This is a genomic window from Pseudonocardia alaniniphila, assembly GCF_022524485.1.
Taxonomy (GTDB): Bacteria; Actinomycetota; Actinomycetes; order Mycobacteriales; family Pseudonocardiaceae; genus Pseudonocardia; species Pseudonocardia alaniniphila.
In genome coordinates, this window is sequence record NZ_JAKXMK010000040.1 from 31,909 (window position 1) to 44,240 (window position 12,332).

Genomic DNA, 12,332 nt, shown 5'->3' on the forward strand with positions numbered 1-12,332 from the left:
GAACCGGAATCAATCGGCATTATGTCGTGCATTCATGCAATATGCTCGATCAGGACCTTTCCCCGCGTGCAGTATCAGGATTGAGCGCCACATCACCGGCACCGCGGCTGCTGATCATTTAGGTGAGGCTAGCCTGAAATCGTGATGTGGGCCGACGCCATTCCGAATCTGCTGATCGGGCTGCGAGAGGGTCTGGAAGCGGGTTTGGTCGTCAGCATTCTGCTGGCCGCACTGCGTCAGGCCAACGACGCCGCCGGCACGTCCGGGCGCCGCCGGATCTCGTCGTCGGCGATATGGCTCGGGGTGCTCGGTGCGGTCATGGTCGCGGCCGGATTCGCCACAGTGTTGACCTACGCGACGAACGTGCTCTCGTCCTCGGTCCAGGAGGCCGTCGGTGGCCTGCTGAGCGTGCTGGCGGTCGGCCTGGTGACCGGGATGGTGCTCTGGATGCGCCGCACCGCCCGGACGCTCACGGCGCAGCTGCGCGGAGAGGTCGCGCGCGCTGTGGCGGTCGGCGCGGGCGCGTTGACCGTCACCGCGTTTCTCGCCGTGGGGCGCGAGGGGTTGGAGACCACTCTCTTCATCTGGACGGCGGTGAAGGCGTCGGGGTCCACCGTAGCGCCTGTGATCGGTGCCGCGGTCGGCTTGGCCGCGGCGGTGCTGCTGTGCTGGCTGCTGTACGAGCGGGCGATCCGACTCGATCTCGGGAAGTTCTTCAACCGGACGGCAATCGCGCTGATCGTGATCGCCGCCGGAGTGCTGTCCTACGGGCTCGGCGATCTCCAGGACGCCGGCTGGCTTTCGGGGCAACGCTGGGTCGCCTTCGACCTGACCGGGCACGTGGATCCGAACTCGTGGTGGGTCTCGATCATCAGTGGGGTCACCGACCTGGCGCCGAGAATGACCGTCCTGCAGGTGGTCGCATGGGTCGCGTACCTGGCGGTCGTGATCCCCGTGTTCCTCCGCACCGATCTGGACCCCGGCGCCGCCCCGGCCGCGGCCCCGGCAGGCGGCGAGGCACGAGGGCCGGGCCGGTGGGAGCGACTTGCCGCGGGGCGGCCGTGGCCGGTGGCGGGCGTGCTGGTGGTGGTGCCCATCGTGGTCGCGGCGCTGGTGATCGTCGCGCTGCCGACGGGCAGCGCGTCCGCGTCGACGACGGAGGTCACAGTGACGAAGGACGGCTGCGGACGTGAGTGGGCGTCCGGGCACACGGGCACCCAGACGTTCGAGGTGGACAACAAGTCCGCCGAGGCCGGCGAGATCAACCTCGACAACTCCTCCGGTGGCGTGGTCGCCGAGATCGAAACCATCGGACCGGCCACGAGCGCCGACATGTCGGCCACGCTCGGGCCGGGGCAGTACAGCTTCGTCTGCCTGATGTCCGGCGGAACGATCCACGGCAACCCGGTCCAGGTGTCCGGGACGCAGAGTTCGACAACGACGACGGCCGTCAAGCCCGTCACCCTCGACGACCTGACCGGACCGAACACGCAGTACCAGGCCTACGCCGCCCGGGAACTGGTCACCCTGACCGGCGACATCGACGAGCTTCGCACCGACCTCGCCGCTGGAAACGTGCCGGCCGCCGACGCGGCCTGGCTCGCGGCGCAGCTGGACTGGGAACGCGTCGGCGCCTCATACGACAGCTTCGGCGACGAGGGGACCGCCGTCGACGGACTTCCGGACGGCCTGCCCGCAGGGGTGAACGACCCCGGCTTCACCGGGCTGCACAGGATCGAGTACGGCCTCTACCACGGCCGGAGCCCCGCGTCGCTGCTGCCCGTGGTGGACCAGCTGGCAACCGACGTCCGCACCGTGCAGCAGAAGCTCACCACCGACGACGAGGCCGGCGACCCGACCAACCTCACGCTGCGAGTGCACGAGATCCTCGAGGACGCCCTGCGTGATCACCTGTCGGGGATCGACGACGAGGGATCGGGCATGGCCTACGCGGAGACCGAGGCCGACACGGAAGCGACCCGCACCGTCCTGGGCGAGGTCTCCGGACTGATCGACGCCCGCATGCCGACGTTGGTCCCGACGATCACCACGCAGCTCGACAGCTTGCAGGCGGCGTTGTTCGCCACCCGGGCGGACGGCCGGTGGCAGCCCGTCAGCGCGGTGCCACCGGCGGCTCGGCAGCGCGTGGACGCCGCGATCGGCGCGGTGCTGGAGTCGTTGTCGATCGAACCCGACCTGCTCGAGGTCCCACCCAGCCATTGACGCACCCCGTGGCCGGACCACGGCCACCGACGAGAACCCGATCGGAGGGCCCATGAAACCAGTCACGATGGACGATCGGGGTCCCGCATGAATGTGAGCCGGCGCAGCTTCCTCAAGGGCGCCGCCGCGGGTGCTGCCGGCACCGCGCTGGTCGGCGGCGTGCTGATCGAGGGAGCGCAGGCCGACGCCGCCCCGGCCACCGGCGCTCCGCAGGTCGAAGCCTCCTACCCGTTCCACGGTCAGCACCAAGCAGGCATTCTCACCCCGGGCCCCCAGAACAAGCAGGACTACTCGGTGTTCGTCTCCTACGACGTCGTGCCGGGCACCGCGAAACCGGACCTGGTGGGCCTGATGAAGACGCTCACCGGTCGGGCGCGGCTGCTCACCGCCGGCGGTACCCCACCGGACCTGGGCGTCTCGCAACCGCCCTCGGACAGCGACGTGCTCGGCCCGGGAATGCCTGCCGATGGCCTGACCGTCACCGTCGGCCTCGGCTCGAGCCTGTTCGACAGCCGATTCGGCCTGGTCGGTCAGCAACCGCGCAGGCTGACGCCGATGAAGGTCTTCCCGAACGACTCGCCCGATCCGGCCTGGTTGCACGGCGACCTGTCACTGCAACTTTGTGCCAATCACCCCGACGTCGTCCACCACGCGATCCGTGACATCGCCAAGCACACCCGCGGTGGCATGCAACTGCGGTGGAAGATCGAGGGCTACAACTCGCCGCCACGGCCGTCCGGCACGTCACGCAACCTGCTGGGTTTCAAGGACGGGACCGCCAACCCCGTCGCCCCCGAAGCCGGCGAGCTGGTCTGGGTGGACGACCCCGCCGAGCCGGGCTGGGCCCGCGGAGGCTCCTACCAGGTGGTCCGGCTGATCCGGATGCTGGTCGAGTTCTGGGACCGGGTCTCCATCAACGAACAGGAGAACATGTTCGGTCGTCGTCGCGACAGCGGCGCCCCGCTCGACGGCAACAACGAGTTCGACACCCCGAACTACGCGGCCGACCCCCAGGGCGACGTCATCCCCCTCGATGCACATATCCGCCTGGCCAACCCGCGCACCGACGCGTCGGAGAACCAGCGAATCATCCGGCGCTCCTACAACTACGACCTCGGCGTCGATCCGAATGGCAACATCCAGGCCGGGCACATCTTCGTCGCCTACCAGCAGGACGTGCACCGCCAGTTCGAGACGATCCAGACCCGGCTCATCGACGAACCCCTGATCGACTACGTCCAGCCGTTCGGCGGGGGCTACTTCTACGCGCTGCCCGGGGTCGCAGATTCCGGTGACTGGTACGCGCGCGAACTGCTCTCGTAAAAACGTGGCCCGTTCACTGCGCCTCGGCCGCGTCCAGCAGCGCATCGCGCGTTCCCGGAGGTATCCGGCAACCTTACGGCAGGTTGACTGCGTCAACCCTGCCGGTTAGGTTGACGTCGTCAACCAGCAAGGGAGGCTGCGTGAGGGCCATCGTGACGGGCTCGACGAACGGCATCGGAGAGGCGATCGCGCGACGACTTGCCGGCGAGGGGCTGACGGTCGTGCTCGTGGGCCGCGACGATGCACGCCTGCGATCAGCCCGCGATCGGATCGTCGGAGCGATCTCGGACGCGGATCTCGAGCTCGAACAGGCCGATCTCGCCAGGCTCGACGAGGTGCGCGAACTCGCCGACCGCCTCTCCGAGGCACCCCCGCCGGGCGTCGTCATCAGCAACGCGGCGCTCGTCGCGCCACTGGATCGGCGCACGCCCGACGGGGTGCCGCGGGTCCTGATGGTCAACCATCTCGCCCCCTACGTCCTGATGCGCCGGCTGGCCGAGGCGCTGCGCGGGCGGCGAGCCCGGTTCGTCGTCGTCGGCGCGGAGCCCGTCTCGCTCGCCCGCTCACCTGTCGACCTCGACGACCTCATGTTCAGCCGGCCCGAGCACCTCGGCGAACCGGTGGAGCTGCGACCGTTCTACGCGTACGGGCGCACCAAGAACATGAACGTGATGTTCGTCTACGCGCTCGCCCACCGGCTCGACGGCACCGGCATCACCGTCAACGGGGCACATCCGGGCATCATCGGTGGCACCGGGCTCAGCCGCGAGGTGCCGGGCCTTACTGCATTGGTCGCCGAGAGATTCCGGTTCGACCCCGCCGATCTCCCCGACCCCGACACCGGAGCCGACACCCCGGCGTGGCTCGCGACCTCACCGGATGTCGACGGCGTCACCGGCCGCTTCTTCGTCGACCGTCGAGCCGTCGAGACGGCATCGCACACGACCGACCCCGCCCGCACGGATCGCCTGTGGAGCGAAAGCGCCGCGCTGGTCGGCCTCCCGGTCGACCTTGCTTGCGCTCACGGCCGCTGATCGTCTGTCCGCGGACGCAGCCCGCGTCGTCAGATCAACGCTCGGCGTTCACGCCTTCCGGCCGATCCCACCGCTCAGGAACGTGGTCCACTCGTTCTCGCTGTCCGTCAGCTCGTCGGGACGCCACTCGTTGGCATAAACCAGCCCCGGCTCGACCATCTCCAAGCCCTCGAAGTACGCCGTGTGCTCGACCCACGTGCGGAACCGACCGGTGCCGAACACGGACTCCATCTTCGCGTCCATCTCGCGGGCACGCGGGTCGTCGTCGTCGAGGAAGTTGCTGACCAGCAGGTAGCTTCCGGGCGACATCCGCTCCTTGACATACCGGGCGACGCCGGCTGGGTCCTTGCTGTCGGGCAGGTGGTGCAGGATTCCCGCCATCAGCACCGCGAACGGCTCGTCGGGGTGGATGAACTGCCTCGTCTCGGGATGGTCGAGGATCGACCCCGGGTCGGCCGCGTCGGCCTGGATCACCGTGGTGGTGTTGTTGTCGGCCAGGAGGGCGCGGCCGTGCGCGAGCACGATCGGATCGATATCGACGTAGACCACCCGCACCTGCGGGTCGATGTCGTGGGCGATCTCGTGCACGTTGCCCGCGCTGGGCAGGCCCGAGCCGATGTCGACGATCTGACGGATGCCCGCCTCGGCCACCAGGTACCGGACCCCGCGGCGCAGGAACGCGCGGTTGTCGAGGGCGAGCGGCACCGTTCCGGGGAAGACCTTGGTGAGCCCATCGGCCGCGATCCGGTCGACCTCGAAGTTGTTCTTGCCGCCGAGCGCGTAGTCGTATCCCCGTGCCACCGACGGGACGGTGATGTCGATCTCCGCCGGCAGCGCGACCGGCTTTCCGTGGGCCCCGCGCCATGCCTCCGGGACGCTCACCGGTTCACCTCGTGGCGCTCGGGATGTGTCATCTGAGCAGCTCCGTTCCCGTCGTCCGCAGCCAATACTCATGATCACGGCACGGGTGATACTACGCATACCTAACTGCTCAGAACTCGCATCCCGGGCCTGAGGTTGGACGTGGTGTAGGCGTCCCGCTCGCCCGGCATCGGCTGGGTGGGGCCCACCGCGGTAGCGCCCAACCGGCGGCTTTCAGCTGGTTGGCGACGTCGAGATCGTCCGACATCCCGGTCCTCGACCGTCACCGTTGCCAGTTGGGTCAGGCGGTCAGTCCGGCGCTGATCAGCCAGATGTGCTCGCAGGTCGACGACGCCCCTTGCAACGTCTCGCGGGATTCTTGCGAGGCGTGGTAGAAGGTCCGCTCGATCATCCAGCACAGGGCGCGTGCCATCGCTGACGCTTGTTCCGGTTCGGTGCCGGCCTGAACACCGGCCCGTTCCAGGACAGCGGTGATGGCCGCGATGAACAAGTCAGCTGTATGGCCCCATAGCTCGCCGATCTCCGGTACGGCCAATGACAGGTCGATCGCCGTCCGCATGACCAGGCCGTGCTCGTTCCACAGTTCGACCGTGCGCTGCATGGCCGCCGCGATGGCCCGGCGCGGATCGTCGGTCTCCGCAGTGACCCGGGAGCGCTCCCACAGGTGCTCGACGGTCCGGGCCACGAGCGCCGTGACGACTTCTTGCTTGGAGCCGAAGTAGAAATACAGGGCGCCACGTGTGATGCCGGCACCCTGAGCGATGTCGCCGACGGCCATCGCGTCGTAGCCCTTTTCCGCTAGCAGCGCTTCGCAGGTGTCCAGAATGGCCCGCTCCCGGACATCGCCCTTGCGTTCGGCGGTGCGTCGGCGCCGCGCGGGGTGGTTATCGGGCATCAGAGTTGAGCGCCCTCGGCGAAGTCGGTCGTACGGGAGAGCGTCTCCCATGCGCGGATGTCCTCGTCCACGGCCGTGCGCGCGGCGGTGACCAGGCGCAGCGCGTCCGAGCCCAGCACGAGGTGGGCCGGCGGCCGGTCGACCGACGCGATGTGCACGACGGCGTCCCCGGCCCTGGCCGGATTGCCCAGCTGGTTCCCGTCTGCCTTCTGCCGCGCTTCACGAATGGGGGTGAACAACTCGTCATAGTCGTCGATGGACCTCGTGGCGCGCGTCATGGACCGTCCGGCCCAGTCGGTGCGGAACGAGCCGGGCTCGATCGCCGTCACGTGGATCCCGAACTGTGCGACCTCCTTGCCCAGTGCTTCGAGGATGCCTTCCAGGGCGAACTTGCTGCCGCAGTAGGCGGACATGCCGGGCACGGCCATGAGCCCGCCCATGGAGGTGACGGCCATCAGGTGCCCGCGGCGGCGCCGACGCATGTGGGGCAGCGCCGCCTGCAGGGTGGCCACTGCGCCGAATACGTTGACCTCGAACTGCCGTCGCACCTCGGCCAGCGGGGTTTCCTCGAAGGTGCCCTCCAGGCCGTAGCCGGCGTTGGCGACCACGACATCCAGAGGGCCGACGCTCTGCTCGACCTCCGCGACCACGCTCGACACGACGTCGGCGTCAGTCACATCCAGGATGCGGCCGTGAGCGGACCCAGGTTCGAGCCCTTCGAAGGCTCGCAGGTCCTCCTCGGAGCGGACCGTTCCCACGACGGTGTGCCCGACGGCCAAGGCGGCTTGGGCGAAGGCGCGCCCGAGGCCCGCGCTGACGCCTGTGACCAGCCACGTCTGCTTCTGCACTGCTCCTCCAGAGAGAACTCGAGAGGAGCCGGACTGCTCCCCCACCACAGAATCTACACCACGTCGATTTTTCTCGTCGTCGTGCAGACTATGACGGCGCCTCGGTGTCGACGTGTCGCGCGACGACGACAGCACCGCGGCGAAAGCGGTGTCGGGTGGCGCCGCGGCCGCTGGTTCGACCGCACCTACGGCTCGGCCGTGGCGTTCACCTGCGCGGTCTCGTACCAGCCGCCAACCAGCGATGCGCTTCGAACGTCGACGATGGCGACTGCATCGACAAAGTCCTCATGCGACTGGATCACCGAGATCGCCCGCAGCCGGGTGACGCGGGCAGGAGTGAGCGCTGACGAGGGAGGTCAGGGCGGCGACGTCCCGGCCGCTACGGCACGGAATCGGCGCCGGTGACCCTCGTCAGACCCGAGCTGAGATCAGCCGGCTGCCTAGGCCCCGAACGGGTCCGCAACCTTCTTGCGGGACCGACGCTTCGGCTTGGCGTCAGCCTCGACCGCGTCAACAGTCACAGGTGCTGCCGCCGCGCTTTCCCGGCTCTCATACGCCTTGATCACCGCGGCCGAGATACGACCACGAGCCGACACGTGATGACCGTGAGCGGCAGCCCACTCCCGAATTGCCGAGGTATCCCCGCGGCGCGGGGACGAGGCGGCGGCGCGCTGGCGGCGAACCGTGGTGCCGCCGGCGCGTCGGGCTGCACCGACATACGGAGCCAGAATGCTCCGCAGCTCCGCGGCGCGCTTCGCGCTCAGATCGATCTCGAAGTTCTTGCCGTCGAGACCGAAGGCGACGGAGCTATCAGCCACGCCACCGTCCAGGTCGTCGACGAGCGTTACTTGCGTGACCCTTGCCATCTCGCACTTCCAACCATGAAATCCATCAAGGGCCACTCAATTCTCCACGCTGATCATGAAATGTCAAACCAGGATTGCCTTCGAGGGCTCGGCGGCACCCGAGAAACGCGGAACCCACCCCCGGCCTCATGCCCGTTCCGGTTCGGCCGCTCAACAGAGAAGCTGGATGCCCCACACCTGGCCCGCCGGCGCGGGTGAAGACCCACCGGCGGGTGCGGAAGTTCGTGTTCGGGCCGCCGACCGACCCGCCGCGCGAATTTTCTCAGAGACCGATGCGTTCCTGACTTGTGTCGGGTCGTCTGGAACCGTTACCACCGCGCCCGCGGCCAGAACAGCGACACGTGGTGCCCGCTCCCTGACCGTCGGGTGTCTGGTCGCCGTCGTCCTGCTCTCGGTGGGCTTCGACATCAACGTCGGCTACCTCGGGCTCACCGCGACCGTCATCCTGCTGTTGGCACTCCGGTCGGAGTCGGACGCGATCGTGTCCCGAATGCCATGGGGTGTCGTGCTGCTGATCGGCGGCCTGTTGACCTACGTCGGCCTGATGCAGCATCTGGGCGCTTTCAAGCAGCTCAACGACATGCTGCAGGTCCACGGGTCGCCCGCCCTCAGCCTGCTCGTGCTGTGCTACATAGCCGGCATCACGTCGTTCGCCGCCAGCTCCATCGCGGTGTTCGTGACCGTCATGCCGCTGCTGCCCGCGCTCGTCGCCGATGGGCTCTCCCCCGTCGGCGGCGTGCTCGCACTCGCGCTGGCGTCGGTGCTCGTCGACATCAACCCCCTCGGGATCACCGGAGGACTGATCCTCGGCGCAGCTGACCCATCGGCCCGGCCGCCGCCTGGCCCGCCAGTTGCTCGCCTACGGAATCGTCTCCGTCGTGGTAGCCCCCTCCTCGCCTGGCTCGCCTTCAGCTGGTGGTGAGGGCCGCCGGTCAAAGGCATAACGTGGCTGGGTGTGATGGCCTGAGCAGCCGATGCCCGCGGAGGACGATCATGACAGAGCGAGAGAAACAGCCTGCCAACGCGAGATCGAGTCGCAGGAAAGGACAACAACCGCTCCCCGCGACGTCAGAAGGGGATACGGCTCTGTCCCAGCGGGTACGACGCATGATCGACGTCGTGGCGCACGCCTATCCGGACGCGCGCTGGGAGCTCGATTTCACCACTCCACTCGAGTTGGCCGTGGCCACCGTCCTGTCCGCCCGGGCAACGGACAGCCGGGTGAACGAGGTGACCCCAGCGCTGTTCTCGCGGTACCGCACCGCTGCCGATTATGCTCACGCCGACCGCGCGGAACTGGAAGATCTGATCCACCCCACGGGCTTCTTCCACAACAAGGCCAGCTCGTTGATGGGTCTCGGCGCCGCGATCGAAGAAAAGTTCGGCGGCGAGGTGCCGAACACGATGGACGCGCTGGTCACTCTTCCTGGGATCGGACGCAAGACGGCGAACGTCATCCTCGGAAACGCCTTCGGTGTCCCGGGGATCACGGTGGATACCCACTTCGGCCGGGTCGTGCGCCGCTGGAGATGGACCGCCGAGGAGGATCCGGCCAACGTCGAGCAGGCGATCGGCCACCTGGTTCCACGGGAACAATGGACCACGCTATCCAACCGAGTGATCGTGCACGGCCGACGTGTATGTCATTCCCGCAACCCCGCGTGCGGGGTGTGCCCGGTGCGCGACGACTGCCCGTCCTTCGGCGCAGGACCGACCGACCCCGATCGTGCAGCCACGTTGGTGACAGGCCCCGAGAAGGCGCACATATTGGCATTGAGCGGGATCGTCGCTGATCCGCCTGATGCCTGAACCGTCAGCTGCTGGGCGGTCCCGCAGCGATACGCGCGTGCAGCTCGTCCGGTGAGAGCTCCGACCCGTCCTGGAACCACCACGTGACGCCCGCGTCCTCGTACTCCACCGCGCACCGGGCGTCGGGAGCGGCTTTCTCGCTCGGCGACCAGATCGCGAGGTCGCCGTCGCATCGGCCGCCGGCAGCCACGAACTCGCCGCGGATCGCGCGAACCTCATCCGGCGTCGGGAGCCGGAAGTCGTCGGCCTCGTCGCGAATCTGCGGGAACAGCCCATCGGCTCCCCGCGCAGCGCGAACCGGACCCTTCCGCGGCCAGAATCCACTCGTCCAGACGGGCACCGCCGCGGGCGGGAAACGGACGTCCGTGGCCCGGTAGTACGTGCCGGTGTGGTCGACCGGCTCCCCCGACAACAGCGCGTGCAGAAGTGCGGCTCCCTCGTCCAGCCGGGCGGCCAGCTCCGATCTCTTCGCGGACTCACCGAACCTCGCGTAGTCCCACCCGACACCCGCGCCGAGACCGAGGATCAGCCGGCCGCCGGACAACGACTGCAGCGTGCTCGCCTCGAGCGCGAGCTTCGCAGGCCGCCGCCGCGGCAGGGGGACGACCATCGGGCCGAGCTGGATCGTGGTGGTGGCCTGCGCAATCGCAGCGAGCACGACCCACGGATCGGCGACCGGTGGGTCGTACTCGTCGGGGGTGATCAGGTCCCACATGAAGAAGCCGTGCCAGCCGGACGCCTCCGCAGCGATCGCCAGGTCACGAAGGACTCCTGGATCGCCGTATGGACCGAACGATGGTACGTAGATTCCATAGCGCACAAATCACCCGAACCGCCCATGGCGCCACGGCATTCCCCGCTGCTGCATGCTGGTCAGGCAGTCCGCCCAGCGCCGGCGTCACGGGCGGATCACCGGTCGTTCAGCCGACGCGGCCGTCGTACTCCTCGCGATTGTCGAGCACCTCGTCCATGTGCGCCTCGGCCCACTCCTTGATGCCGCGCATCAGGTCGTGGAGCGAGAGACCGAGGTCGGTCAGCTCGTAGGTGACCGTGACCGGCACGGTCGGCGTCACAGTGCGGGTGACCAGGCCGTCCCGCTCGAGGGAGCGCAGGGTCTGGGTGAGCATCTTCTGACTGACCCCGGCCAGTCGGCGGGACAGCTCGGAGTAGCGCATCGCCCGCGGCTCGCCGACGCCGTCGCGGCCAGGGTGCGGGCCGTCGCCGCCGAGCGCGGCCAGGATCAGCGCGACCCACTTGTCGGAGATCCGATCGAGCAGCCGGCGGCTGGGGCATCCCGCCAGGAACGCGTCGTAGTCCGACCGTGCCTGTGCCCGTTTCTGGGCCGCCGTGAGCGTTGGCATCGACCGTTCCTTCATACCGGGGGGTGACTAACGCACTTCGAAGTGCGCACTCCCCATCGGAGAGTTACCCATCCACAGTGATGTGCGACAACGCCGAACACAAGCCTTCCGGAGCGAGACCATGAGGACGTCCACCTTCCGCACCGCCGCCGTCCGCACCCCGGGCGGACCCGGCTCGATCGAGATCATCGACGTTCCCGTCGTCGAGCCCGGGCCGGGCGAGGTCCGGGTCGAGATCGCCGCCGCGTCCGTCAATCCCGTCGACCTGGGGGTCGCGGGCGGCCGTTTTCACGCGATGGGACTGGTCAACCAGCCCGAGCACACCGGTCTGGGCTGGGACTTCGCCGGCACTGTCGTCGCCACCGGCGAGGGGGTGGACCTGGCTGTCGGCACCCGCACAGCCGGCGTGGTCGCCGGCTTCGACCGGGACTTCGGTACCTACGCCGAGCAGCTCGTGGTGGCGGCCGCCGATCTCGCCGTCGTGCCCGACGGGCTGGACCTGGCCGCGGCGTCGACAGTCCCGCTCAACGGGCTGGCTGCGGCCCAGATCGTCGACCTGCTCGGCGACGCGCCCACCGACGGCAACAGGCTGCTGGTGACCGGCGCGGCCGGCGCAGTCGGGGCATACCTCGCCTCGCTTGCACAGGACCGCGGCTGGCACGTGACCGGTCTGGCCAGAGCTGAGGACGAGGAGTTCGTCCGCAGCCTCGGCGCCGACTTCACCACGCACGCCGAACCGGGCTGGGACGCGGTCGCCGACGGTGCGGCGCTACAGGAGCGCGGCCTCGCTCTGGTCCGCGATGGCGGAGCCTTCGTCGGCGTCCAGCCGAGCGCCGTGCCTGCCACGGAGCGCGGGATCACCGTCCACGCCGTGGTGGCGCACCCCGACAGCCCTCGACTCGGCAACCTGCTCGCCCGGGCCGCATCCGGCGAGCTGCCGACCCGAGTGCACGCAGTCGTGCCGCTGGACCAGGTCGCCGACGCCCACCGGGCTGTTGCCAAGGGCGGGATTCGCGGTCGCTATGTGCTCAAGCCCTGACCGTTCGCTCACGCATCCATCACGCCGGCAACCTAGGCAAGATTTCGTTGAC

At 68.7% G+C, this 12,332-nt stretch carries 12 protein-coding genes; 6 read left to right on the forward strand and 6 right to left on the reverse strand.

The annotated features are described in order from the left end of the window. The first annotated feature begins 144 nt into the window (after positions 1-144). The 3 genes from efeU (at position 145) to MMF94_RS36100 (ending at position 4,580) form a co-directional block, all read left to right on the forward strand. A complete protein-coding gene (gene efeU / locus MMF94_RS36090) occupies positions 145-2,223 on the forward strand; it encodes an iron uptake transporter permease EfeU (protein ID WP_241042024.1) in 2,079 nt (692 codons plus the stop codon). Between the two features lie 87 nt (positions 2,224-2,310). Continuing rightward, a complete protein-coding gene (locus tag MMF94_RS36095; RefSeq protein WP_241041961.1) occupies positions 2,311-3,546 on the forward strand; it encodes a Dyp-type peroxidase in 1,236 nt (411 codons plus the stop codon). Between the two features lie 140 nt (positions 3,547-3,686). Next, positions 3,687-4,580, forward strand: a complete 894-nt coding sequence (locus MMF94_RS36100) for an SDR family NAD(P)-dependent oxidoreductase (protein ID WP_241041962.1) — start codon at positions 3,687-3,689, stop codon at positions 4,578-4,580. Between the two features lie 48 nt (positions 4,581-4,628). On the opposite strand, the gene MMF94_RS36105 is transcribed toward MMF94_RS36100, so the two are convergent. The 4 genes from MMF94_RS36105 to MMF94_RS36120 all read right to left on the reverse strand — a co-directional run bounded on the left by MMF94_RS36105 (position 4,629) and on the right by MMF94_RS36120 (position 8,107). Then, positions 4,629-5,462: an SAM-dependent methyltransferase gene (locus MMF94_RS36105; protein WP_241041963.1), complete on the reverse strand. Its 834-nt coding sequence runs from the start codon at positions 5,460-5,462 to the stop codon at positions 4,629-4,631. A gap of 280 nt (positions 5,463-5,742) precedes the next feature. Next, positions 5,743-6,357 carry a TetR/AcrR family transcriptional regulator gene (locus MMF94_RS36110; RefSeq protein WP_241041964.1) on the reverse strand — a complete coding sequence of 205 codons (615 nt, stop codon included), beginning with the start codon at positions 6,355-6,357 and terminating at the stop codon, positions 5,743-5,745. Further along, a complete protein-coding gene (locus tag MMF94_RS36115; RefSeq protein ID WP_241041965.1) occupies positions 6,357-7,205 on the reverse strand; it encodes an oxidoreductase in 849 nt (282 codons plus the stop codon). Before MMF94_RS36115 ends, MMF94_RS36110 begins: the two co-directional genes overlap by 1 nt. A 440-nt stretch (positions 7,206-7,645) precedes the next feature. Then, positions 7,646-8,107 (reverse strand): histone-like nucleoid-structuring protein Lsr2, encoded by a 462-nt coding sequence (locus tag MMF94_RS36120; protein ID WP_277398900.1) that lies wholly within the window; start codon positions 8,105-8,107, stop codon positions 7,646-7,648. Positions 8,108-8,237: 130 nt separating this feature from the next. On the opposite strand from MMF94_RS36120, the gene MMF94_RS36125 reads away from it, so the two are divergent. Together MMF94_RS36125 and nth are read left to right on the forward strand one after the other, a co-directional pair. Beyond that, the gene (locus MMF94_RS36125) at positions 8,238-8,993 is read left to right on the forward strand and encodes an SLC13 family permease (protein WP_241041966.1); all 756 of its coding nucleotides are present in this window, start codon (positions 8,238-8,240) and stop codon (positions 8,991-8,993) included. A 71-nt stretch (positions 8,994-9,064) separates the two neighbouring features. Continuing rightward, positions 9,065-9,880, forward strand: coding sequence for an endonuclease III (gene nth, locus MMF94_RS36130; RefSeq protein ID WP_379660571.1), 816 nt, complete (start codon positions 9,065-9,067; stop codon positions 9,878-9,880). A 4-nt stretch (positions 9,881-9,884) separates the two neighbouring features. Here nth and MMF94_RS36135 read toward each other — a convergent pair whose 3' ends face one another. Next, positions 9,885-10,700, reverse strand: coding sequence for an LLM class flavin-dependent oxidoreductase (locus MMF94_RS36135; protein WP_277398901.1), 816 nt, complete (start codon positions 10,698-10,700; stop codon positions 9,885-9,887). A gap of 100 nt (positions 10,701-10,800) precedes the next feature. After that, positions 10,801-11,241, reverse strand: a complete 441-nt coding sequence (locus MMF94_RS36140) for a winged helix-turn-helix transcriptional regulator (RefSeq protein WP_241041969.1) — start codon at positions 11,239-11,241, stop codon at positions 10,801-10,803. Between the two features lie 121 nt (positions 11,242-11,362). Between MMF94_RS36140 and MMF94_RS36145 the strand changes: the two genes are divergently transcribed. Beyond that, positions 11,363-12,280, forward strand: a complete 918-nt coding sequence (locus tag MMF94_RS36145; protein WP_241041970.1) for an NADP-dependent oxidoreductase — start codon at positions 11,363-11,365, stop codon at positions 12,278-12,280. Positions 12,281-12,332 lie beyond the last annotated feature (52 nt).

Coding starts and splice junctions, on each gene's coding strand:
- efeU (WP_241042024.1), top strand. CDS start 145: ATGTGGGCCGACGCCATTCCGAATCTGCTGATCGGGCTGCGAGAGGGT.
- MMF94_RS36145 (WP_241041970.1), top strand. CDS start 11,363: ATGAGGACGTCCACCTTCCGCACCGCCGCCGTCCGCACCCCGGGCGGA.
- MMF94_RS36095 (WP_241041961.1), top strand. CDS start 2,311: ATGAATGTGAGCCGGCGCAGCTTCCTCAAGGGCGCCGCCGCGGGTGCT.
- nth (WP_379660571.1), top strand. CDS start 9,065: ATGACAGAGCGAGAGAAACAGCCTGCCAACGCGAGATCGAGTCGCAGG.
- MMF94_RS36140 (WP_241041969.1), bottom strand. CDS start 11,241: ATGCCAACGCTCACGGCGGCCCAGAAACGGGCACAGGCACGGTCGGAC.
- MMF94_RS36110 (WP_241041964.1), bottom strand. CDS start 6,357: ATGCCCGATAACCACCCCGCGCGGCGCCGACGCACCGCCGAACGCAAG.
- MMF94_RS36125 (WP_241041966.1), top strand. CDS start 8,238: ATGCCCCACACCTGGCCCGCCGGCGCGGGTGAAGACCCACCGGCGGGT.